The following is a 23,135-nucleotide window of genomic DNA, read 5'->3' as shown; positions in this document are numbered from 1 at the left end:
CCGGGTCAGAGGAGGCGGCGTTCGGCCGCCCAGCGGGTCAGTTCGTGCCGGCTGGAGAGCTGGAGTTTGCGCAGCACCGCCGAGACGTGGGTTTCGACCGTCTTGATCGAGATGAACAGCTCCTTGGCGACTTCCTTGTAGCTGTAGCCGCGGGCAATCAGCCGCATCACCTCGAGTTCCCGGCCGGAGAGCCGGTCCAATTCGTCGTCGGCGATGTCCGCGGGTGCGGTGCCGAAGGCGTCCAGGACGAAGCCCGCGAGCCGGGGCGAAAAGACGGCGTCGCCCCCGGCGACCCGGCGGACGGCGTCGGAAATTTCCGCGCCGGAAATGGTCTTGGTGACATAGCCGCGCGCGCCCGCCCGGATGACCGAGACGACGTCTTCCGCCGCGTCGGAAACACTCAGGGCCAGGAACCGCGTGCTGCCCAGCAGCGGGACGGAGCCGGCAATCACCTCCCGGCCGCCGCCGCCGAGACCGCCGGGCAGGTGGACGTCCAGCAGCACGACGTCGGGGCGCACCGCGGCGATGACCGCAATGGCTTCGTCGACCGTTCCGGCTTCCCCCGCGACGACGATGGCGGTGTCCAGGTCGGCCTTGAGACCGGACCGGAAGATGGCGTGGTCATCCACGATGACGACACGGATTGCCCGGGGCGCCCCTCCTGTATCTGCGTTGCTCACAGTTTTACCTCTCCGTTGTCGGCGGTGGCCGTGCTGGCGGCCGTGGCGGCGGGCAGTGGCAGCCGGAGCCGGACCTCGGTGCCGTCCGGGTTGCTGCTGATGGCGGCGGTGCCGCCGTGCCTGATCATCCGGCCGATGATCGATTCGCGGACGCCGAGCCGGTCGGCGGGGACCGAATCCGGATCGAACCCGGGCCCGCGGTCCTTCACAAAGACTTCCGCGGCGCCGTCGGTCACTTCCAGGTAGACGGACACGGCGCCTCCGCCGTGGCGGGCAGCGTTGAGCATGGCCTCGCGGGCTGCCTGCACCAGGGCCTCGTGCCGTTCAGTCATGGCGCAGTCCCCCACACTCACGACTTCGACGGCGTGGCCCAGCGCATCTTCCACGTCCGCCGCGGCCACCTTGATGCCTTCCGACAGTTGCCCGGCTTCCTTGCCCGGGTCCCGGTACAGCCAGCCCCTCAGCTCGCGTTCCTGGGCGCGGGCGAGCCGCACGACGTCGTGCTCGTTGCCGGCGCGCCGCTGGATCAGCGCCAAAGTCTGGAGCACCGAGTCGTGCAGGTGGGCGGCGATCTCGGCCCGTTCCGTGGCTCGGACGCGGCCGGCGCGTTCCGCCTCGAGGTCGCGCCAGAACTTCAGCCCCCAGGGCAGTAGCACCAGGGCCACACCGCCGAGCACCGCGACGGAGGCCAGCAAAGCCAGCCAGGTCTGCTCCCACGAACCCGAGCCGGAGACCATCACCAGGACACCGGCCACTACCAGCGCGAGTCCGGCCGCGAGCCGGGCCCAGCCGCCGGCCTGGTCGGCCTTGGTCTTGTCCACGAGTCCCGCCCGGCGGGTCTCGTCCAATTGCATCCAGGCGATGGCGGCGCCGCCCAGAATGGCGGCCACCGGGATAAGGGTCCCCAGCGGAACATCCAGTCCGAGCAGCCGGGCGATCAGGATTCCCGCGGCCAGCAGCAGGCCGGATCCAAGCAGGATCTCCTTTCCGTACGGCATGCTCCGGACCCGGTTCGGCCAACGCCCCATAGCCGCAGTGGACGCAGCGGCCGCAGCGGCCGGGCCCCGGGTCGGTGCCGGAGCGTCCTGCGCCCCAGGGTCCCCCGCGAAGAAGGGGCCCGTGGACTGCGACGGCAAATCCGGGGGTGCCCCGTAGCCTGCAGGCGCGGGGCCCTGGTAAGCACCCGGGTAAGGGTCGACAAACGGCGCGCTCACCGCCGGGGCAATGGGCGACGCCGGAAGGCGGGCATTGCGCTTGGCGCTTTCGTCCGCCGTGGGGACCATGATCCAGAGCCAGGCGTAGAACGCGACGCCGGCGCCGCCGGCGAGCGCCGCGACCACCATGCCGATCCGGACCATCCGCACCGGCCAGCCCAAGTGATTGGCGAGGCCCGCGCACACGCCGGCAATCACACGGTCGCCGCCGCGGACCAGCGGCGGGCGGGGAACGGCGGTTGTCATGCATCAATCCAAGCACGGATCAGGGTTCCCCGGACCGGTTTTCGCCCCCGACCAGGGATGACTCAGGGACAGTTCAGGGTATCCCCCAGTAGAGCGGAAACGCCGCGAACGGGAGGATCGAAGTATGAATCCGCACACTCCGCACCCCGATGAAAGCCAGGACCCGTCCAGCCCCGCGGCGGGCAGTGGACCCTCCGAAGCCTCTTCCGCCGCCTCGGAGACTCCGGCCTCCCCTCCGGCCGGCACTTCCCCGACCATCCCGTTGGATTTTCCGGCGGACGCCGGCGCCCAGAGCGCACCGGACGTTCCGCGCAGCGGTCCCACTCCGGAGGCCCCGCCCTTGTACCCGCCCTACTACGGCGCCACACCTCCGCCGGCCGGTACCCAGTCGCAGTCTTTTTTCGACTGGGTCCGGAGCCAGGGAATCCACCGCGGACGTGACCGCTGGGTAGGTGGCGTTGCCAACGGCATCGCGCAGCGGCTCGGCGTCGACCCGCTGATCGTCCGCGGCATCTTCATTGTCCTGGCCATTTTCGCGGGCGTCGGCGTGCTCCTTTACGGTCTCGCCTGGGCTCTGCTGCCCGAACCCGACGGTCGGATCCACGTGCAAGAGGCCGCCGCAGGCCGGTGGAGCGGCGGGATGACCGGCGCACTGATCACCACGCTCATCGGCCTGCCCGGCCTGGGCAGCGGCGTCTGGGGCTGGGACCGCCACGACTTCGGCGGTTTCATCTGGACCGTCGTCTGGCTGGGCGGCATCGGCTACCTCATCTACTACCTGGCCCGACGCCATAAGACCCGGAACGGAACAGACGGTATATCCTCGCGCGCCCATCCCGGCGGCCCGGCAAGCCATGCAGCCCCGGCCGGCCAGCCCAGCTACGGCCAGTCCGGGTATGACCAGTCAACGGTGCCCGGCCCGGCCTGGGGCGCACCGCCGCCGTCCGGCCCGACGCCCCCACCCGGTGGCGGTTACCGCCCCGGCCCCGGCGGGGATCCTGTCCCCCCGGCCAAGCCCCGCAACCTTGGCCCCGGCGCCCCGGCCGTGGCAGTAACGGCCGGGCTCGCCCTCCTCGTCGGCGGCGGCCTCAAGGCGCTCGACGCCGCCCACGTGATCGGCCTCGGCGACTCAAGCAACGCCGTCGTGTGGGCAAGCGGGGCGGCTGTCCTGGGCCTCGGGATCCTCGTCGCAGGGCTCCGCGGACGCACCTCTGGCATCCTCGGGTTCTTCGCCGTGGTGGCCTTGATCATCGGCGGCATCTTCAACGTGGTCCCGAACGGCGACAGGTTCCGCTTCCAGAACGCCGACTGGTCCCCGGCCAGCATCGAGCAGGCGCGGGGCGGGTTTGAGATCACCGGCGGCAGGGGCACCGTTGACCTCACCAGGCTGGCACTCAACCCGCCGCTGGGCTCCGACGTCGTCGTCCCCGTCGACGTCACGGCGAGCAATGTGACCGTGATCATCCCGCAGACCGTGCCCGTGCAGATCCAGGCCGACATGACTATGGGCAACCTCAACGAGGGCGGCCGGAGCCACGGCGGCATGACCACCCAGCAGAACGACTACAACACGGGCCAGCCCGGGGCGCGGCTGATCCTCAGGATCTCCGGCACCGTGAGTAACGTGACGATCCAGGAAGGAAACTGACATGAGCAGCTATGAATCAGCGGCAGGCAAGTCGACAAGCAGCGCCGCGGGCAGCGTGCCGACCACTGCGCTGCAGCCGGCAGAGTCGGAACCGCGGAACGGTTCCCCGGCCCGCGTCGGGACCATCGTCTGGGGGCTGATCGTGCTGGCCCTCGCCGCGCTGATCATCGTCTCCAGGCTTGGTTTGGTGGCCCTGAACGGCACCTATGTCTTGATCGGCCTGATGATCGGAGCCGGGGCCGCACTCGTGATAGGCGGGCTGCTCTCAGCCCGCGGACGTGACAAAGATTCATCAACAGGGAAGTCTTGAACCATGGATAAATTCTTCAGCACCGTCAGGGGCCTTGGCCTGAAACGTGGTCCGCAGCGCTGGTTGGGCGGGGTCTGCGGCGGGATCGCCGCCAAACTGAACGTCGACGTGGCGTTCGTCCGGATCGCATTCCTGCTTTTCGCCCTGCTCCCCGGCCCCGCTTTCGTCTTCTACCTCGCGGCGTGGCTGATCCTTCCGGACCAGCGGAACGCAATCGTGCTCGAGTCCTTCCTCGAGAAGCGCTCGACCCGGCCCTGAGGTCGTCCGCTGAGCCGGGCCCGGTAGCCGGACCCGGTAGCCGGACCGATCCCGAAGTGCCACTTCCAGTGCCCCCGCCTTAACGGTGGGGGCACTTCGCCGTAGTAACCGTTTGTGTCCTGCCCCACATCCGCCATTAGACTCTAGGGTGAGCTCAGCGTGGCGCTCTGCCTGTATACCTTCGAACCAGGATTTGAGCAGAGACATGAAAATTGGAATCCTCACCAGCGGCGGAGACTGCCCCGGGCTGAACGCCGTCATCCGTGGCGCCGTCCTGAAGGGCATCGCCGTCCACGGCCACGAATTCGTGGGATTCCTGGACGGCTGGCGCGGCGTCGTCGAGGGTGACATCATCGACATCCCCCGGACCCTGGTCCGCGGCATCGCCAAGCAGGGCGGGACCATCCTTGGCACCTCCCGCACCAACCCCTTCGAAAACAACGGCGGCCCCGAGGTCATCAAGGCCAACATGGACCGCCTCGGTATCGACGCCATCATCGCCATCGGCGGCGAAGGAACCCTGGCAGCGGCCAAGCGGCTCACGGATGCCGGGCTGAAGATCGTGGGAGTCCCCAAGACGGTCGACAACGACCTCGACGCCACGGACTACACCTTCGGCTTCGACACCGCCGTGGAGATCGCCACCGAGGCGATCGACCGCTTGCGCACCACGGGAGAATCCCACCACCGCTGCATGATCGCCGAGGTCATGGGCCGCCACGTGGGCTGGATCGCGCTGCACGCCGGCATGGCCTCCGGTGCCCACGCCATCCTGATCCCGGAGCAGAAAGCCTCGATGCAGCAGATCGCGGACTGGGTCCAATCTGCCCACGACCGTGGCCGCGCTCCCCTCGTGGTCGTGGCGGAGGGCTTCGTCCCGGACGGCCAGGAGACGCCGCACTCCGAACGCGGCATGGACACCTTCGGCCGGCCCCGTCTGGGCGGCATCGCCGAACGCCTCGCCCCCGAACTCGAGGCCCTGACGGGCATCGAGACCCGCGCCACCGTCCTCGGCCACATCCAGCGCGGCGGTGTCCCGACGGCGTTCGACCGCGTGCTGGCCACCCGCCTGGGCATGGCTGCCATCGACTCGGTAGTGGAAGGGCGCTGGGGAACCATGGTGTCCCTCAACGGCACCGACATAGTCCACGTGGCCTTCGACGCCGCCCTCGGCAACCTGAAGACCGTCCCGCAGGACCGTTATGACGAGGCTGCTGTCCTCTTCGGCTGAGCCGTGTCCGGCTGCGAGGGATTCGTGACGGCCTCCCGGCCGCGCCGCCGGTGCTGCCGCCGGTAGGTAGGGTTGAGTCATGAGTCTTGAGCCCGGTTCCGCTGACATTATCCATCTCGCGTGGGCGCGCCACCTGGGATTCGCCGACGCCGACCTCGCCGCTTCCGCCGGCGAACGCCTCACCCGGGCGGACGAGTCCCGCCGCACGGTCGACTTCGTCCGCCTGTTCGGCGCCTCCGCCCTGGTGGGGCCGCACTGGGTACTGGATGCCGCCGTCGGGATTTCCGATGAGGAACTCGCCCAGCACGTCACCCTCCTCACCCTTACCCGGCCGCATGGCGGCCACGGCCTGGGCGCGGCAGCACTCTTTTTCGCGGACGAATTGCCCCTGCTGCAGCCCGCCGAGGAGCTCACCGTCTCGCACGGGAACCCGGACGCCGTGGAGCTGGAAGGCCGCTGCCCGCCGGACGACGTCAACGAGGTGCGGTTGTCCGAGCTGCCGCACCGCTACACGATCATGCGCGACGACGACGGCCGGTCCGTTCCCGTCGCGTGCGGGGCGTACGCGGAGTGGGAGGGGATCCTCGCCGACGTCCGCGTCCTGGTGGATCCGGAGTGGCGCCGCCGGGGCCTGGGCTCGCTGGCGGCCTCGATCGCCGCCCACGAGGCGCTCGCCTCCGGCCTGACGCTCCAATGGCGCTCCGACGTCAGCAACAAGGGCTCCCTCGCCATCGCCCGGAGCGTGGGCTTTGCCGCCGGCGGCATCCAGACCAGCGTGCTGCTGGGCTGATCCGGATGCCGGCTGACGTCAGCGCCGCCTGGCCGCGGACTGCTCACCGGCTGAGGCCTGCGCCGGCGAGGACCCGGGGGCGCCGCCCCAGCCGTGCGTCGGCTGGGGTTTGGCGAAGAACAGCGCCACCGCGGCACCGAGCAGGATGACCGCCGCGGGCAGCAGGATGGACTGGCCCATCGCCGTCGAGAAGCCCTCGTGCAAAGCCGCCGGCAGGGTGCCGCCAAACGACATCGGGCTGGCGTCCCCGGACCCTCCCGGAGCTGCCGGGAGCTCCGCCGCGAGCCGGGCCTGGATCAGCACCGCGATGGCGGCGCTGCCAAGGACCGCGCCGATCTGGCGCGTGGTGTTGTAGACGCCGGCGCCGGCTCCCGCCTGCCGGGGCGGCAGGTTCCGGGTGGCGGTGGTGCTCAGCGGCGCCCAGATCCCGGCGTTGGCGAAGCCGAGCACGGCGCTGGGCAGCAGGAACAGCCAGATCGGCGTATCCGGGTGCATCAGGGCTGCGTTCCAGAACAGCGCCACGGACATCAGCAGCAGGCCTGACGCGGTGATGTATTTCGGGTTGACCCGGTCGATGATCTTGCCGACGACGGGGGCGAGGCCGCCCGAGATCAGCGCCATCGGGACCATCATGAGCGCGGACTGGGTCGGGGTCAGGCCGCGGACGATCTGGTAGTAGAAGATCAGCGGCAGGGTGAAGGCCGTCACCGTGAAACCGACCGTGGTGATGCCGATGTTCGCCAGGGAGAAGTTGCGGTCCTTGAAGAGTGAGAGCGGCAGCAGCGGCTCACCCTTGTTGTACCGCTGCCACTCCACGAAGGCCGCCAGGACCACCAGGCCGGCGATGATGAGCCCCCCGACCGTGATGGGTCCGGTGATGGTCCCCCAGTTGTAGGTCTCGCCCTCCTGGATCCCGAAAACCAGCAGGAAGAGCCCGACGGCGCTGAGCAGCACGCCGGGGATGTCGAACTTGTGCGGGTGGGTGCTGAGGGCCGGAACGTAGCGCAGGGCCAGGATGAAGCCGACGATGCCCACGGGGATGTTGATGAAGAAGATCCATTCCCAGCCGAGGCCGTCCACGAGGACACCGCCGAGGATCGGTCCCACCAGGGTGGCGACGCCGGCTGTGGCGCCCCAGATGCCCATCGCGGCCCCGCGGCGGTCCGGCGGGAAGATCCGGGTGATGACAGCCATGGTCTGCGGTGTCATCAGCGCTGCGCCGAAGCCCTGGAGCACCCGGGCCTCGATGAGTGTCTGGACGTCGCCGGACAGACCGCACCAGAGCGAGGCCAGCGTGAAGACCACGAGCCCCGTCAGGTAGAGCTTTTTCGGGCCGAAGCGGTCACCCAGCCGGCCGGTGATGAGCAGCGGCACGGCGTAGGCGAGCAGGTAGGCGCTGGTCACCCAGATCACCGCGTTGATGTCAGCGTTCAGGCCTTCCATGATCTTGGGGTTGGCCACCGAGACGATGGTCGTGTCGATCAGGATCATGAAGAAGCCGATCACCAGGGACCAGAGTGCCGGCCACGGCCTGGCTACGTTTTCCATGGATTCCTTAAGTGCTGATGGGTGGGTTGATAAGAATGCGGAAGGGGCGGACCCGCTTCCGGAAGGGGCTACCAGTGCAACTGTCCGCCACCGAGCTGGTCCTGGAGGTTCCGGATCCAGCCGATCTCGGCGCGCAGCATGGTCTGCTGGTACGCCAGGTCGATCCAGTACTTGCGCTCGACGCCTTTCGCCTGGACCCGTTCCTCCGCGGCGACGAGGAAGTTCAACTGCCCCTGCAGGTCCGCCAGACGCAGGCCGAGCAGTTCAACCACGACGCCGGCCGGCAGGTTGTACGCCTCCGAGATGGCCAGCGGGAACGAAGGGTACTCGTTGACAGGCTTGGCGAGCATGTCCTGGAGCCTTTGGATCAGGGCTTCCCGGCCCGCCTCGGAGATCTCATAGGTGGTGCGTTCGGGACGGTTGCCCTCACGGTCGGTGCCCGTGGCCTCGACCAGCCCCTGCTCTTCCAGCCGTCCGACAGCATGGTAGAGCGTTCCCGGGCGGACCTTGACGAGCCGGTCTTCGTGCCGGGCCATCAGGAGCTGGTACATCTCGTAGGGATGCATCGGCTCCTCCACCAGCAGGGAGAGTGCGGCGACGCCCAGGGCCGTCAGAGGCGTGGCTCGGGCCATGGTGCAGGGTCCTTCAGTGCAGGGTCCATCAGCGCAGGGTCCATCAGCGCAGTCCTTCAAAGCAGCGGCTATTCCACAAGAACTATTCCACAGGGAGTATTAGGACGCAAGATGCCCCGGAAGCCGCCCGGCGCGTGCTCAGCCGAGCAGCGCGATAATGTCCGTGCGCGCGAACATCTGCGCGGCGGCCCGCGCGGAGGGCGTGCCCGCATCGGGATCGGCTCCCGCCTCCACGAGCGCCTCCACGACATCGGAGTAGCCCTTGAACACGGCTCCGGCGAGGGGCGTCTGGCCACGGTCGTTGGCGGCATTGGCGTCACCGCCGTGCTGCAGGATCAGCCGGACGGTGCCGGCATGGCCGTGGTAGGCCGCCAGCATCAGCAGGGAGTCCCCGCCGGAGTTGGTCAGTGTTGCGGGCGCCCCCGCGGCGAAGTAGCTGCCGAGGAGCGCATTGTCCCCGTCCCGGGCCGCATCGAAGAGCTTATGGGCCAGGGCGAGCGTCTCGTCATCCGGCGCGGCGGTCCCGCCTGTCACCGGGTCCCCCTCAGGAATCCGGTCTGCCGTCCGACGACCTGGCCGGCGTCCGGAGCCACTATGACTTCCTGCGCCGCGGTGTAGGGCTCGTCGCCGTCGAGGACGGTCAGGACTTCCTCCGGTGCCACGGAGCGCTTGATGACGGCGAGGGCCACCGGCCCCATTTCGTAGTGCTGCGCCACGGAGGTCACGGTGCCGATCCTGCGGTCACCCACGCGGACCTCGCTGCCGGCGGCGGGCAGGGTGTGTTGCGAGCCGTCGAGCTGCAGGAAGACCAGCCGGCGCGGCGGGTGTCCCAGGTTGTGGACGCGGGCCACGGTTTCCTGGCCCTTGTAGCAGCCCTTGTTCAGGTGCACGGCGGTGCGGAGCAGGTCGAGTTCGTGCGGGATGGTCTTGTCATCGGTTTCGGCACCCCAGCGGGGCCGCCACGCGGCGATGCGCAGCGCCTCGGCTGCCCAGACGCCGGCAAGCGGCCGTTCTCCCACTGTGGCTCCGAGCTCCGTTGCGGGGACGAGGTATTCGAACCAGGGACGTTCCAGCCCGGGATGGGCGTCCTCGCCCACGACGGCGTAGGAGTAGCCGCCGGTGCCGACGTGCGGCCAGGGATCCTCCCAGACCTGCAGCCCGGACCACTCCGGGACCGGGCGGGTGGCGCCCAGCACGGCCCAGTCCGCCGAAACGTCCGTGATCTCGACCCGGAGCATGAACTTCATCCGGTTGAGCCATTCGGCCAGCGGCGCGGCCTCGGCCGCCTCCACGATCAGCCAGGTGGTCGCGCCGTCGTCCACCACGTGCGCGTCGAATTCAATCCTGCCCTGCACGCTGAGAAGCAGCAGTTCGGTGGACTGGCCGGCCGGCAGGCTGGTCACCTGTTGGGAGGACAGGGTGTTGAGCCAGCTCAGCCGGTCCGGCCCGCTCACCGTGACCACCCCGCGCTGGGAGAGATCGACGACGGCGGTGCCGGCGGCCAGCGCCCGCTGCTCGCGCAGCGGCTCACCGTAGTGGGAGGCGACGCCCGCGTCAGCGCCGCCGGCTTCGACCGCGCCCGGGCGCGACAACAATGGGCTCGTGTAAGTCATATCTAGTAGAAGTCCTCAGGGTCTAGCGGTATTCCGGATTTTCGAAGTCGTAACGGGTACCGGCCTTCCAGGCCTCGGGCAGGTTCCCGTAGGCCGGGATGCCGCCGGCGTCCTTGAGCATCCGGGCCAGGTGCAGCAGGTTCCACGTCATGAAGGTGGTGTTGCGGTTAGTGAAGTCGCTTTCCGGGCCGCCGGAGCCTTCGTCGAGGTAGCTCGGCCCGGGCCCGACGGCGCCGATCCAGCCGGCGTCGGCCTGCGGGGGAATGGTGAAGCCGATGTGCTGGAGGCTGTAGAGGACGTTCATGGCGCAGTGCTTGATGCCGTCCTCGTTGCCGGTGATGAGGCAGCCTCCCGCCTTGGGGTAGAAGGCCCACTGGCCCTTCTCGTTCAGCTGGCCCGAGTGCGCGTAGAGGCGTTCGATCAGCTTCTTGGTCTGCGAGGAGTTGTCGCCCAGCCAGATGGGTCCGGCTATGACGACGATGTCTGCTTCCCGGACGGCGGGGTAGAGCTCGGGCCATTCATCGCTCTGCCAGCCGTGCTCGCGCATGTCCGGATACACGCCGCTGGCGATGTCGTGATCCACCGTGCGGATCACCCGGGTGGTGACGCCCTGCTTCTCCATGATCCGGCGGCTGATGTCGATCAGGCCCTGGGTGTTGGAGGTCTCCGGCGACTTCTTGAGCGTGCCGTTGAAGTACACGGCTTTGAGATCGCTGTAGCTCTTCTTGCCCACGGGGGTGGCTACTTCTTCAGTCACTGCCTTGCTCCCTGCGTTCGTTGCGGACAACTGAAAATCAGTGAGACCTCAAACGCTCCTGGCAGAGCCGTCAGCTGAGTTTGTCGAGGATGGCGGAGGCGTGTGCCTCCAGCCCGCCACCCGGCGTCGAACCCTTGCCGGTCGCCACGTCCCAGCGCCACAGCAGCTTGCCGTCCACGAGTCCGAAGATCCGGGTGGCGGCAGTGTATTCCTTCGAATGGCTTCCGCGCATCACCATGTCGGTGCTCAGCTGGATCTGGGGGCCCTTGATCTGGCCGTAGTACAGCTCGGAGATCCCGCCGGGGTGGGCGACGGAGACTGAAATGTCGAAGCCTCCGTCGCTGTTGCGCAGGGCCTCGACCTCGTCGGCGCTCTTGAGGACCGGGACAATGTCACCCGGAGTCAGGCCTGGCCCGCTGTCCTCTTCGCGCTGCTTGCGCTCGAGGGCCCAAAAGCCGGTTTCCACAGCCAGCGGACGCAACCTGGTGCCCTCGTCGTCGGTCAGCCAGCTCTCGGCCCGGTACTGGAGGTACGGCAGGCCGTTGTGGGTGAAGGAGACGTGCTGCAGGAAGTGCTCGGAGTCCTCGTCCCCGGCGCCAAGGCGGCCGGGGCCCTCCCACTCACCAATGAGCCAGGACAGGGGAACGATTTCGGGTGTCAGATCTGTAGGTATTTCAATAGGCACGGTGGCTACCTCTGGAAACTACGGCTTCTGGACGGGTCTTAGCTTCTGGCTGTCTACTTCTGGCCTGTGAAGAGGCGGTACACCACAAAGCCGGCGAACCAAGCCATGGAAAGGCTGGCGATGCCAAGCAGAACAAGGAAAAAGATCTCAAATGCAAGTACGGACATGATGTCATCCTAACGCGTTAGTAGATGAGTAGTTTGTCTATGAAGTATGCCAGCGAGCCGACGGCGGAGACCGGCCCCAGACCCATCCCCAGGGCCGCCGGGAGGTTGAGCGCTTCGCCGCGGAGGACCACCAGGCGGCGGAAACTCACCAGCACGGACCCCACGACGACGCCGACGAGGGCAGCCGGCAGGACGGCGATATCGGAAAACACCAGCCCGGCGAGCGGGCCGGCCAGTCCCGCTCCGATGATACCCAGCGGCGCGACGATCCTGTCCGGCCAGCGGATCAGGCCCGCCATCAAGGCAATTGCGGCGCTGATGGCCGCGACGAGGAGCATTTCCCGGACCCCGTTGAAGCGGGAGCACGCGATCCAGCCCGCTCCGAGACAGGACAACAGGACGCCGGCACAGGAACCGAGCGTGGATTCAAGCCGCTGGGCCTGGCCGGTGCCGCGGAGCAGCTGCATCACGAAGATGGCCATGACGCCGGCGGCCAGGAAGGACGGGGTCCAGTTCAGGAAGCCCGGGGCGGGAAGGTAGGTGGCTGCGACGGCGGACCCCACGCCCGGCAGTCCTATCAGGGCGGCCAGGGTTTTCTTGGCGGGGATGCCCAGGAAGTGGGGCCAGCCGATGCCGACGCCGGCCGCGGTGAGCGATGCGACGGCGAGCAGGGCAACCGGTGAGGAGTAGGCGCCGCCGATGATGGCTGCGAGACCGGCCAGGCCGATGATTCCTATGCTCCATGTCTTCACTGACTACCCGCCAATGCCGTACCTTCGCTCACTGCGGACCCCAATTCGAGCTGATCGCCATCTTCAAGGCTGCGCGCCCTGACGGATCAATCCTGCCTTATGTGAACGTTTTATGTCGCAAAAGGACCCGCGCCAGGTGACGGGACCGTGTGTGGAAAGAGGCCGTTGGGTATACTCGATTTCAGCTACAGACGCCCAACGATGCGCGGACACCCCTTGGAGGAACCATGTCGCACATCCTGCTCCTGACGAACAGCACCGGCTCATCGGTGGACGTCCTGCCTGCGCTGGAACTACTGAACCACCGCGTCCACATCCTTCCGGCCGAACCCACCGCACTGCTGGATACCGACCCCTGTGACATCGTCCTGCTGGACGCCCGCAAGGACCTGGTCGGCGCCCGCTCCCTCACCCAGCTCCTCAAGGCCACCGGCTTGAGCGCGCCGCTGGTGTTGATTCTCACGGAGGGCGGCATGGCCGCTGTGTCCTCGGCCTGGGCCGTGGACGACATCCTGCTGGAGTCCGCCGGACCGGCCGAGGTGGAAGCCCGCATCCGGCTGGGCGTCGCACGCGCCGTGCCGGATCAGGACGACACCCCGACGGAGATCCGCGCCGCCGGCGTCGTGATTGATGAGGCCAGCTACACCGCCCGCGTCAACGGGGCGGCACTGAACCTGACGTTCAAGGAATTTGAGCTGCTCAAGTACCTCGCGCAGCACCCGGGCCGGGTCTTCACCCGGGCGCAGCTGCTGACCGAAGTGTGGGGCTACGACTACTACGGTGGCACCCGCACGGTGGACGTCCATGTCCGGCGGCTGAGGGCCAAGCTCGGCGCCGACCATGAGAACCTCATCAGCACCGTCCGCAACGTCGGCTACCGCCTGACCCTGGTCCGTCATCCGGAAGAGGAACTAAGCGAGGCCTGAGCACCGGCCGCGCAGTTCCACCGGACCTGACACGAGACAAATGGAAAGCCCCGGACTCTGTGGAGTCCGGGGCTTTCTGCTATGTGAGTGGAGGACATACGGGTCGAACGTATCGAGGCCACCCCAGTGGTGGATCCCCCTCGCAACCGGACTGGCTCTTTGTGCTGCGGACCGCCGGATGAGTTAACGACTATACGTAACAGGTCCGGAAACAACAAAATCGGCCCCGCCGAGGCCCAGCGTATAGCCTTGCACCATGAGTCCTGCGCATCCGGAAAACTGGCCCGTCTTCGTCGCCAAGGGAGCTGCGGAGGAGCAGCTCCTGAGGGACGTCAAAGCCCTCGCGGCTGCCGCAGAGGAATCCGACGGCAATCCGCCGCTGTCCGAACAAACGCTTGTGACGCTCAGTGCCGCGGACACCGGCAAGACCGCAGGTACAAATACAGTGCTGACGCTCGCCCTGTACGCCCCCGATGATTCGGGCGATGAAAAGCCCGACCCCGCAACAGCGCAGGACCTGGCGGGCTTCGCCGTCGTCGTCGAGGAGCCGGACGGCACCGGGGTGCTGGAAGTCGCCGTCCACCCGAGCTACCGCAATCAGGGCGTGGCGGACCGGCTCGTGCGCGAGCTCAGGAACACCCGCGGTTTTGCCGGCCTCAAGGCCTGGTCGCATGGAAACCATGAGGCGGCGGCGGAACTGGCGGCGCGCTATGGCTACGGCCCGTTCCGCGAACTGTGGAAGATGCGACTGACCACGGCGGCGGCGGAGCTGCCCGACGTCGCCCTGCCGGAAGGCGTCACGGTGCGGGCGTTCGTTCCGGGCCGGGACGAGGACGCCTGGCTGGCGGCGAACCGGGCCGCGTTCGCGCACCACCCGGAGCAGGGGAACATGACGCGCGCCGACCTGGACGCGCGGATGGCCGAAGCGTGGTTTGACCCCGCCGGCTTCCTGCTTGCCGAGGACTCCGGGGGGCGGCTGCTCGGCTTCCACTGGACCAAGGTGCACCCCCGGCACGGCGGGCATCCTGCGATCGGCGAGGTGTACGTCGTCGGCGTCACGCCGGCCGCGCAGGGCACCGGACTCGGCAAGGCTCTGACCGTCGCCGGCATCAGGCACCTGCAGCAGCAGGGCCTGCACGCGGTGATGCTCTATGTCGACGCCGACAACATCCCTGCCGTCTCGCTGTACCGGCGGCTGGGCTTCACCCGCTGGGACGTCGACGTCATGTATGCCCCGCTTGACGGGCGCTAGTTGCGCCGTTCCTCCAGCCGTTCCTCCCGCCCTTAATCCAGTCGGCGGACATGCGGCCGGCCGGGGCCGAAATCTGGGCTCGGCGGAATCTGATTGCTTGTAAGGTTGAAGCTAAATCGCGCCAGTATTTAGGAGAGACCATGCAACGGGATTCTGCCCGGACCGCCACGTCTGAAGAAAAGGTGCGTCCCGTACGTGCCCGTTTCGGCTCCTCCGAAGTGCCGGCCTCCCGCGCCACCCAGGACCGGATCGATATTCCCGAGTTCGCACCGAACCTGGAACCGGAGGGCGACATCAGCCCCGACCGCTTCCTGGACCGCGAATTGAGCTGGCTCGCCTTCAACTCCCGTGTCCTGGAACTGGCCGAAGACCCGAATCTGTACCTGCTGGAGCGGGTCGGCTTCCTGTCCATCTTCGCGTCGAACCTGGACGAGTTCTTCATGGTCCGCGTCGCCGGCTTGAAGCGCCGGATCGCCACCGGACTCGCCGTGACCTCCCCCGCAGGGCTGAGCCCCATGCAGGTCCTGGAGCAGATCGGTGAAGCCGCCCACCGGCTGCAGCAGCGCCACGCCCGGGTCTACGCGGAACAGATCCGCCCCGCCCTGGCCTACGAACACATCCACCTCATGCACTGGGAGGAACTGGATTCCCAGGCCCAGGACCAGCTCAGCGCCATGTTCGCCGAGAAGGTCTTCCCGATCCTGACGCCGCTGGCTGTGGACCCGGCCCACCCCTTCCCCTACATTTCCGGACTCTCGCTCAACCTGGCCGTGGTGGTCCGCAACCCGGTCAGCGACAAGGAGCTCTTCGCCCGCGTCAAGGTCCCGGACCAGCTGCCCCGGCTGATCTCCATTGACGGTCCGCGCGCGGGTTCCATTCCCGGGCGGGTGGCCCGCTTCATCGCCCTCGAGGAAGTCATCGCCGTCCACCTGGACCAGCTGTTCGCCGGCATGGAGGTACTCGAGCACCACACCTTCCGCGTCACGCGCAACGAAGACGTCGAAGTGGAAGAGGACGACGCCGAGAACCTGCTACAGGCGCTGGAGAAGGAACTCCTGCGCCGCCGTTTCGGGCCTCCCGTCCGGCTCGAGGTCACCAACGACATCAACCCGAACATCCGGGCCCTGTTGATCCGCGAGCTGGGCGTCGAGGAATCCGAGGTCTACTCTGTTCCGGCCCCGCTGGACCTGCGCGGCCTCTCCGTCATTGCCGGAATCGACCGTGCGGACCTGCATTACCCGAAGCACGTCCCGCACACCTCGCGGTACCTCAACGAATCGGAGACCTCCAAGGCGGCCAATGTCTTCGCGGCCATGCGGCGCCGGGACATCCTCCTGCACCACCCGTACGATTCCTTCTCCACCTCCGTCCAGGCGTTCCTGGAGCAGGCCGCCTCGGACCCGAAGGTCCAGGCCATCAAGCAGACGCTGTACCGCACCTCGGGCGACTCCCCCATCGTCGATGCGCTGATCGACGCCGCCGAAGCCGGCAAGCAGGTCCTGGCCCTCGTGGAAATCAAGGCCCGTTTCGACGAACAGGCCAACATCTCCTGGGCCCGGAAACTGGAACAGGCCGGCGTCCATGTGGTCTACGGCATCGTGGGACTCAAGACGCACTGCAAGCTGTCCCTGGTGGTGCGCCAGGAAGTGGACGGCCTGCGCCGCTACTGCCACATCGGCACCGGCAACTACCACCCGCGCACTGCCCGCTACTACGAGGATCTGGGGCTGCTGACGGCAAACGAGCAGGTGGGCGAAGACCTTTCCAAGCTCTTCAACCAGCTCTCCGGCTACGCGCCCAAGTCCACCTTCAAGCGGCTCCTGGTGGCACCGCGTTCGGTGCGGTCCGGGCTCATTGACCGGATCGAAACCGAAATCCGCAATGCCAGGGCAGGCCTCCCTGCCCGCGTCCAGATCAAGGTCAACTCGATGGTGGACGAGGCCATCATCGATTCCCTGTACCGGGCGTCCCAGGCCGGTGTCCCGGTGGACGTCATTGTCCGCGGTATATGCTCGCTGCGCCCGGGCGTCCCCGGTCTCAGCGAGAACATCACGGTCCGCTCCATCCTCGGCCGGTTCCTCGAACACTCCCGCGTCTTTGCGTTCGCCAACGCCGGCGCCCCGGTGGTCTACATCGGTTCGGCCGACATGATGCACCGCAACCTGGACCGCCGCGTGGAGGCCCTCGTGCAGCTCACCAGCGGGGACGACACGACGTATGTCCTGGACATGCTCCGCCGCTACATGGATCCCGGGACGGCCAGCTGGCATCTGGACAGCCGGGGAGAGTGGGAGCGCCACCATCTCAGCGAGGACGGCCAAAATCTGGAGGACGTCCAGTCCTGGCTGCTCGCATCCCGCTCGCGGCAGCGCTCGGCAGGCCTTCGGTAGGGCTGTGGCGTTGAGTAGCGATTCACTGGTTGCGGACCAGACGGACCACCCGGGCGAAGCGATTGCGGTCACCGCCGCCGGCGCCATCCCCTGGCGCCTTAATTCGGCGACGAAGGACCAGCTCGAAGTCCTGCTGATCCACCGTCCACGGTATGACGACTGGTCCTGGCCCAAGGGCAAGATCGATCCCGGCGAGACGGTGCCGGAGTGCGCCAGCCGCGAGGTGCAGGAGGAAATCGGGCTCAGCGCCCCGCTGGGGATCCCGCTGCCTCCCATCCACTACCACGTGCCCGCCGGGCTGAAGGTGGTCCACTACTGGGCCGTCGACGTCGACGGCGCGAGGATCGTGCCCGACGGCAAGGAAGTGGACAGCGTGATGTGGTGCTCCCCGGAGAGGGCCGCGCGCCTGCTGAGCAATCCCAGCGACGTCACCCCGCTCGAACATCTGGTGGCGGCCCATGACCGCGGCGAACTGGCGACGTGGCCGCTGCTGGTGGTGCGCCATGCCAAGGCCAAACCGCGTTCCTCCTGGACCAAGGCCGAGGGAGAGCGCCCGCTGGCCGCCACCGGCTTGCGGCAGGCCCAGGCGGTGGGGCGGCTCCTGCAGGCGTGGAAACCCTCACGGATCGTCTCGAGCCCCTGGCTTCGGTGTGTGGCCACCATCGCGCCGTACGCCAAGGCCGCGGATGCCAAGGTGAAGCTCAACGAGTCGCTCACCGAACACCGGCACGGCCGCAGCCCGCACAAGACGGCCGCCGTCGTGGCAGCCCTGTTCGACAAACAGCGGCCCGTGGCCCTGTGCACCCACCGCCCGGCGCTGCCGACCGTCTTCAAGCAGCTCGAAAAACACATGAACTCGCGCCTCCGGGACAAGCTGCCGTCCGCGGACCCCTTTCTGGCCCCGGGCGAGATCATCGTGTGCCACGTGGCGCACGGCAGCAAGAACAAGATCGTGGCCGTGGAACGGTTCCGGCCCTTCGACGACTGAGGCCCCGATCCGTCGTGCGACGCCGCACTGCTCGCCGTCGTGCGGACGAGACTTGGCGGGCAACACGAATGAGCGGAGCCCGGCGGATCAGTAGACTGGGACGGTGAGCATTCCAACGCCCTATGAAGACCTGCTGCGCGATGTCCTGGAACACGGCACGCACAAATCGGACCGTACCGGGACCGGCACGCTCAGCGTGTTCGGCCGCCAGCTCCGCTTCGATCTGAGCAAGAGCTTCCCCCTGATCACCACCAAACGTGTGCATTTCAAGTCCGTCGCCGTGGAACTGCTCTGGTTCCTGCGCGGGGACACGAACGTGAAATGGATGCAGGACCAGGGCGTCACCATCTGGAACGAATGGGCCGACGCCGACGGTGAACTCGGCCCGGTCTACGGCGTCCAGTGGCGGAGCTGGCCCACCCCCGACGGCGGCCACATCGACCAGATCGCCGCACTCATCGAGAACCTCAAGTCCAACCCGGACTCACGCCGGCACATCGTCTCGGCCTGGAATGTGGCCGAGCTCAAGGACATGGCCCTGCCGCCATGCCACGCCTTCTTCCAGTTCTACGTCGCCGACGGGAAACTCTCCTGCCAGCTGTACCAGCGCTCGGCGGACACCTTCCTGGGGGTGCCGTTCAACATCGCATCCTACGCCCTGCTGACCTGCATGATCGCCCAGCAGACCGGGCTGGAACCGGGCGAGTTCGTCTGGACCGGCGGCGATGTCCACATTTACGACAACCACATGGACCAGGTCCTCAAGCAGCTCGCCCGGGAACCCTACGACTCCCCGCAGCTCAAGATCACCCGTAAACCGGACTCCATCTTCGACTACACCCTCGATGACTTCGAAGTGGTCGGATACCAGCACCACCCGACGATTAAGGCCCCGATAGCCGTATGAGCAACGAAGCCAGCCCCGAGGCGCAGCCCACCAACTTCACCGAGGAACTCGCCGCCTCCCTCACCGGCCTCGGCGTGGTGTGGGCCCAGACCAGCACCGGAGCCATCGGCAGGGACGGCGGCATGCCGTGGCACCTGCCGGAGGATCTGAAGCACTTCAGCCGGCTCACCGCGGGCCACCCGGTCATCATGGGCCGCAAGACCTGGGAATCCTTCCCGGACAAGTACCGCCCGCTGCCCGGCAGGACCAACATCGTCATCACCCGGCAGGAAGGCTGGGGCGGCACAGCCGCGGCCGAGGGCGCCATCGCCGTCAAATCCCTCGACGACGCGCTGCTGGAATCGCAGTTCGCACCCGGCCACGAGATGGTCTGGATCATCGGCGGCGGGGAGATCTTCGCGCAGTCTGCGGACCTTGCGGACGTCGCCGTCGTGACCACGATCGACTCCGCCACCGAGGGAGATACTTTCGCCCCCGAGCTCGGCTACGACTGGACGGCCGGCGCGTCCTTGCCCGCCGACGGCTGGCTGACCGCGGACAACGGGACCCGCTACCGCGTCACCCTCTGGCGCCGGACGGAGGCCTAGGAATGCCGAAGAAACCCGAAACCCTCTTTGTCCTCGGCTACATGCTGCTGCCCCTGCTGGCGCTGCTCTCCGCCATCGTGGGACTGACCATGATCCTGGGCGGCAACAAGATCACAGGGGCGATCGTGCTCGTCGTGGTCACCCAGCTCTTCGCCTTCGGCGCGGTCTATGCCCTGCGGAAGCGAAAATCGGCTCTGCTGGCCGAGCCCGACGGCGAATAGCGGCCTCCGCGTCGATCGCGACGGCGTCCACGGCTTACCGGGTGACGTAACCGACTGCGCCCTGCCGGCCGCAAAGTCTAAACTGGGCCAATGACTACAGCAGCTACTCCGTCCGTTGGACTGGTCGGTTGGCGTGGCATGGTCGGTTCCGTCCTGATGCAGCGTATGCAGGACGAGGGCGACTTCGCCAACATCAACCCGGTATTTTTCTCCACCTCGAACGCCGGAGGTGCCGCCCCGGCCGTTGCCGGTGCTGCCGCGGGCGCGGCCGGCAAGCTCGAGGACGCGTTCGACGTCGAGACGCTGGCTAAGCTGCCGATTATCGTCACCGCCCAGGGCGGCGATTACACCAAGCAGGTCCACGGCGAGCTCCGCAGCCGCGGCTGGGACGGCCTCTGGATCGACGCCGCCTCCACCCTGCGGATGAACGACGACTCCATCATCGTGCTGGACCCGATCAACCGCGACGTGATCGACGCCGGCCTCTCCGGCGGCGTGAAGGACTACATCGGCGGCAACTGCACCGTCTCCTGCATGCTCATGGGCCTGGGCGGGCTGTTCAAGAACGGCCTCGTCGAATGGGGCACCTCGATGACCTACCAGGCGGCGTCCGGCGGCGGCGCCCGGCACATGCGCGAACTCCTCAGCCAGTTCGGCACGCTCAACGCCGAGGTCAGCAGCGAACTGGACGACCCGGCGTCGGCCATCCTGGAGATCGACCGCAAGGTCCTGGCACACCAGCGCACCGACATCGACGCCAGCCAGTTCGGCGTGCCGCTGGCCGGCTCGCTGATCCCGTGGATCGACGCGGACCTCGGCAACGGCCAGTCCAAGGAGGAGTGGAAGGCGGGGGTGGAGACCAACAAGATCCTCGGCACGTCCGGCGAGAACCACATCATCATGGACGGGCTGTGCATCCGGATCGGCGCCATGCGCTCACACTCGCAGGCCCTGACGCTCAAGCTCCGCGAGGACCTCTCCGTCGCCGAGATCGAGAAGCTCCTGGACGCTGACAATGAGTGGGCCACCGTGGTGCCGAACACCAAGGAAGCCTCGATGGCCGATCTCACTCCGGTGGCGGCGTCCGGCACCCTGGACATCCCGGTGGGCCGCATCCGCAAGCTCGAGATGGGTCCGCAGTACATCAGCGCCTTCACGGTCGGCGACCAGCTGCTGTGGGGCGCCGCCGAACCGCTGCGCCGCATGCTCAACATCGCCACCGGCACGCTCTAGCTCCGGTCAACTCCGAGAAATTTCCGGTACTTCGTGGCCTGCAGCTCAAAGGACTTTTGGACCGCAGGCCGCAGTCCGTTAATCCCGTCAAAGGGCTCAGGCACGACGCCGGCCCCCGCGCCGTTCCGTGCCGCCGCCCACGTGCCGACCACCTCGCCGCCTGCCACGATGGTCCGCTTGAACATCCCGTTGCCGCCGGGCACGATCTTGTTCGAATGCTCCGCCGGGAGCACCAGCGACCGGTCCGCGTAACCCAGCAGGAACTCATCAAAGCCCGGCAGCGCCAGCACCGAGCGTGCCCCGGGGACGGCGCCGTCGAGCAGCGCCGCCGTCTCCGGCGACAGCCAGTAGCTCTTCGCTTCAAACTCCAGCTCCACCAGCTCGTCCTTCACGGCGGCGAGGGCGGCGCGGACCTCGGTCAGCGGGACGCCCGCCCACCAGGAAAAATCACGTTCCGTGGCGGGTCCGTGGCTGCGCAGGTAACGCAGCAGCAGCTCGGCGATGCCCTCCTGGCGGCCCAGTGAACGCGACTCCTTGATCCACTCGTCGAAGGCGACCACCCGCTGCTGGTTGCCGGCCGGCGGCCCCTGCACCAGCCATCCCCGCTGGCAGAGGATCCCCAGCAGATGGATGCCCCGCTGGCCCGCCGCCGACTGGCCGGCATCTTCAAAGGCCTGGAACAGCTCGGCCCGGGTCGCGGAGCCGCCGCCGGACACGAGCCCAAGCGCGGCCTCACGCACCACCTCCGCGTCCGCTGCCGTGATCTCCAGCTCCCTGTGCCGTCCCGCCATCCCCCGGATGAGCCGCTCGGATGTGATCGCCAGCATCCACTTCAGGTCTTCGGGAGCCAGCAGGTGCAGGGCAGGGCTAGTGCAAAGTCGTGGGTAGTGGGTTGATTCTGGCGAGTTTGAGGGCTCGTTTGGCGTCTCTGGCGGTGTGTCGGGTGGCTTTGGCGATGTTGGTGATTTTCGCTATCCGGTAGAGGCTGATGATGAGGTTTCGCAGGGACGCCATGAGCCGGGGAGCATTGCCGGACCTGACCATGGACTTGTCTTCCAGGAAGACCACGTCACGGACCCAGTGGAGCCGGTTCTCGATGGTCCAGTGACCTTGCACAAGCGTGTTGAGCTCGGCGGCGCTGGTGGTCTCCAGCGGCAGGGACGTGATGATGTACACCGTCTCAGCACTCCACTTTTTACCCTTGAGTTTCCGGGACCTGCGGGTGATCTGGGCTGCCTGGGCGGCATGCGGAAAGAGGATGCCGGCATCGATGGTGACGACCTTGATCGCCCGGGAACCGGCGCGGCCATGGCCGCGGTGCCGCTGCCTGTTGCCAACCGGGACGTCCTCCCACGGCAGTTCTTTCAATTGCCGTTGCAGGGCACACTGGTTGCCTTTCACGGTGAGCACGTAATGGGCTCCGCGGCCATGGAGGTATTCCGCGTGGGAGCGTTGGGTATGCATCGCGTCGGCCGTGACCACCACGTCCTTGAGGTTCGTGATGGTGTTCAGAAGGTCCTCGAAGCGGGTGATTTCATTAGTCTTGATGCCGACGTCAACCTGTCCCAGAACGGTGCCGGCTCCGTGGTCAACGGCGGCCATCAAGTGGACCCGGTCACCGCCACCGTTCTTCGCCCCGCGGACTTCCTTCCCATCCACGGCAATGGCCTGTGGTTTCACTTGGCCCATGACCCAGGCGCCCAGGGCGGTGTCGAAGGCATCTCCGTCCACCCGGGCCAGCACCCGCTGGATGGTCGTCACATGCGGGACACTGACGCCGGCCCTGGCCAAGGGTTTGCGTCCCGTGTCGGCGGCCCACTCAGCGATCTCGGCAAACGACTTCGCCCCGGCAAGCATGGCGCAAACCGCCAAAATCAGGATTCCCGCCAGCCCGTACCTGATGCCCCGGCGCTTCCGAGGATCCGGAACGGAAGCAAGGACTTCCCGCATCGTCCCCGGCGTCAGCGATGACTTCACCGGCTCCGGAATGACCTCCAACTGGCGGGCAATGGTATTGATAGGGGAAGATGGCATGAAGGAACTCCTGGTACACAGTGATCTAGACAATCACCCTGTTTAACAGGAGTTCCCCTACTTTAA

Annotated in this window: 23 protein-coding genes and 1 pseudogene; 13 read left to right on the top strand and 11 right to left on the bottom strand. The window is 67.4% G+C overall.

The annotated features are described in order from the left end of the window. Positions 1-5: 5 nt before the first annotated feature. Entirely contained in the window at positions 6-680 is a 675-nt protein-coding gene (locus ACVWZ8_RS12690) for a LuxR C-terminal-related transcriptional regulator (RefSeq protein WP_426979003.1), read from the bottom strand. Beyond that, positions 677-2,140 (bottom strand): ATP-binding protein, encoded by a 1,464-nt coding sequence (locus tag ACVWZ8_RS12685; RefSeq protein WP_426979005.1) that lies wholly within the window; start codon positions 2,138-2,140, stop codon positions 677-679. Before ACVWZ8_RS12685 ends, ACVWZ8_RS12690 begins: the two co-directional genes overlap by 4 nt. Positions 2,141-2,264: 124 nt before the next feature. On the opposite strand from ACVWZ8_RS12685, the gene ACVWZ8_RS12680 reads away from it, so the two are divergent. The 5 genes from ACVWZ8_RS12680 (at position 2,265) to ACVWZ8_RS12660 (ending at position 6,377) form a co-directional block, all read left to right on the top strand. After that, on the top strand, positions 2,265-3,788 hold the full coding sequence (locus tag ACVWZ8_RS12680; RefSeq protein ID WP_456504826.1) for a PspC domain-containing protein: 1,524 nt from the start codon (positions 2,265-2,267) through the stop codon (positions 3,786-3,788). 1 nt (position 3,789) lies between these two features. Further along, a complete protein-coding gene (locus tag ACVWZ8_RS12675) occupies positions 3,790-4,098 on the top strand; it encodes a hypothetical protein (protein ID WP_426979008.1) in 309 nt (102 codons plus the stop codon). A 3-nt stretch (positions 4,099-4,101) separates the two neighbouring features. Then, entirely contained in the window at positions 4,102-4,356 is a 255-nt protein-coding gene (locus ACVWZ8_RS12670; RefSeq protein ID WP_426979009.1) for a PspC domain-containing protein, read from the top strand. Positions 4,357-4,561: 205 nt separating this feature from the next. Further along, the gene (locus ACVWZ8_RS12665) at positions 4,562-5,587 is read left to right on the top strand and encodes a 6-phosphofructokinase (protein ID WP_426979010.1); all 1,026 of its coding nucleotides are present in this window, start codon (positions 4,562-4,564) and stop codon (positions 5,585-5,587) included. A gap of 79 nt (positions 5,588-5,666) precedes the next feature. Further along, positions 5,667-6,377, top strand: coding sequence for a GNAT family N-acetyltransferase (locus ACVWZ8_RS12660; RefSeq protein ID WP_456504825.1), 711 nt, complete (start codon positions 5,667-5,669; stop codon positions 6,375-6,377). A gap of 18 nt (positions 6,378-6,395) precedes the next feature. Here ACVWZ8_RS12660 and ACVWZ8_RS12655 read toward each other — a convergent pair whose 3' ends face one another. The 7 genes from ACVWZ8_RS12655 to ACVWZ8_RS12625 form a co-directional block, all read right to left on the bottom strand. Continuing rightward, the gene (locus ACVWZ8_RS12655; RefSeq protein ID WP_456504824.1) at positions 6,396-7,925 is read right to left on the bottom strand and encodes a DHA2 family efflux MFS transporter permease subunit; all 1,530 of its coding nucleotides are present in this window, start codon (positions 7,923-7,925) and stop codon (positions 6,396-6,398) included. A 68-nt stretch (positions 7,926-7,993) separates the two neighbouring features. Continuing rightward, positions 7,994-8,557 carry a PadR family transcriptional regulator gene (locus tag ACVWZ8_RS12650; RefSeq protein WP_456504823.1) on the bottom strand — a complete coding sequence of 188 codons (564 nt, stop codon included), beginning with the start codon at positions 8,555-8,557 and terminating at the stop codon, positions 7,994-7,996. Positions 8,558-8,695: 138 nt separating this feature from the next. Next, positions 8,696-9,091, bottom strand: coding sequence for an ankyrin repeat domain-containing protein (locus tag ACVWZ8_RS12645; RefSeq protein WP_426979016.1), 396 nt, complete (start codon positions 9,089-9,091; stop codon positions 8,696-8,698). After that, positions 9,088-10,170, bottom strand: coding sequence for a CAF17-like 4Fe-4S cluster assembly/insertion protein YgfZ (gene ygfZ / locus ACVWZ8_RS12640; RefSeq protein ID WP_426979018.1), 1,083 nt, complete (start codon positions 10,168-10,170; stop codon positions 9,088-9,090). Before ygfZ ends, ACVWZ8_RS12645 begins: the two co-directional genes overlap by 4 nt. Positions 10,171-10,192: 22 nt before the next feature. Beyond that, the gene (locus ACVWZ8_RS12635) at positions 10,193-10,927 is read right to left on the bottom strand and encodes a flavodoxin family protein (protein ID WP_456504822.1); all 735 of its coding nucleotides are present in this window, start codon (positions 10,925-10,927) and stop codon (positions 10,193-10,195) included. Between the two features lie 70 nt (positions 10,928-10,997). Then, entirely contained in the window at positions 10,998-11,612 is a 615-nt protein-coding gene (locus ACVWZ8_RS12630) for a nitrobindin family protein (protein ID WP_426979022.1), read from the bottom strand. Positions 11,613-11,796: 184 nt separating this feature from the next. Further along, a complete protein-coding gene (locus ACVWZ8_RS12625) occupies positions 11,797-12,531 on the bottom strand; it encodes a permease (RefSeq protein WP_426979024.1) in 735 nt (244 codons plus the stop codon). A 227-nt stretch (positions 12,532-12,758) separates the two neighbouring features. Between ACVWZ8_RS12625 and ACVWZ8_RS12620 the strand changes: the two genes are divergently transcribed. The 8 genes from ACVWZ8_RS12620 to asd all read left to right on the top strand — a co-directional run bounded on the left by ACVWZ8_RS12620 (position 12,759) and on the right by asd (position 21,035). Then, positions 12,759-13,457 (top strand): winged helix-turn-helix transcriptional regulator, encoded by a 699-nt coding sequence (locus tag ACVWZ8_RS12620; RefSeq protein ID WP_426979025.1) that lies wholly within the window; start codon positions 12,759-12,761, stop codon positions 13,455-13,457. Positions 13,458-13,713: 256 nt separating this feature from the next. Next, the gene (mshD, locus tag ACVWZ8_RS12615) at positions 13,714-14,709 is read left to right on the top strand and encodes a mycothiol synthase (protein ID WP_426979027.1); all 996 of its coding nucleotides are present in this window, start codon (positions 13,714-13,716) and stop codon (positions 14,707-14,709) included. A 140-nt stretch (positions 14,710-14,849) separates the two neighbouring features. After that, complete coding sequence (locus tag ACVWZ8_RS12610) at positions 14,850-17,099, top strand: RNA degradosome polyphosphate kinase (protein ID WP_456504821.1); 2,250 nt, start codon at positions 14,850-14,852, stop codon at positions 17,097-17,099. Positions 17,100-17,109: 10 nt separating this feature from the next. Next, complete coding sequence (locus ACVWZ8_RS12605) at positions 17,110-18,087, top strand: NUDIX hydrolase (RefSeq protein WP_426979029.1); 978 nt, start codon at positions 17,110-17,112, stop codon at positions 18,085-18,087. 103 nt (positions 18,088-18,190) lie between these two features. Next, positions 18,191-18,994: a thymidylate synthase gene (locus ACVWZ8_RS12600; RefSeq protein ID WP_426979030.1), complete on the top strand. Its 804-nt coding sequence runs from the start codon at positions 18,191-18,193 to the stop codon at positions 18,992-18,994. Continuing rightward, positions 18,991-19,581: a dihydrofolate reductase gene (locus ACVWZ8_RS12595; protein ID WP_426979031.1), complete on the top strand. Its 591-nt coding sequence runs from the start codon at positions 18,991-18,993 to the stop codon at positions 19,579-19,581. Before ACVWZ8_RS12600 ends, ACVWZ8_RS12595 begins: the two co-directional genes overlap by 4 nt. Before the next feature lie 2 nt (positions 19,582-19,583). After that, positions 19,584-19,802: an NF038396 family protein gene (locus tag ACVWZ8_RS12590; protein ID WP_426979032.1), complete on the top strand. Its 219-nt coding sequence runs from the start codon at positions 19,584-19,586 to the stop codon at positions 19,800-19,802. A 90-nt stretch (positions 19,803-19,892) separates the two neighbouring features. Then, positions 19,893-21,035 carry an aspartate-semialdehyde dehydrogenase gene (asd, locus tag ACVWZ8_RS12585; RefSeq protein WP_426979033.1) on the top strand — a complete coding sequence of 381 codons (1,143 nt, stop codon included), beginning with the start codon at positions 19,893-19,895 and terminating at the stop codon, positions 21,033-21,035. On the opposite strand, the pseudogene ACVWZ8_RS12580 reads toward asd, so the two are convergent. Then, a pseudogene (locus ACVWZ8_RS12580) lies at positions 21,032-21,895 on the bottom strand (winged helix DNA-binding domain-containing protein); the annotation flags it as partial. The gene asd and the pseudogene ACVWZ8_RS12580 overlap by 4 nt on opposite strands. Positions 21,896-21,902: 7 nt before the next feature. Further along, positions 21,903-23,069, bottom strand: a complete 1,167-nt coding sequence (locus ACVWZ8_RS12575; protein WP_456504820.1) for an ISAs1 family transposase — start codon at positions 23,067-23,069, stop codon at positions 21,903-21,905. Between the last annotated feature and the right edge of the window lie 66 nt (positions 23,070-23,135).

Source organism: Arthrobacter sp. UYCu723 (assembly GCF_054059215.1).
The sequence above is the reverse complement of the archived record's forward strand: the minus strand, read 5'-3'. Positions and strand labels throughout refer to the sequence as shown.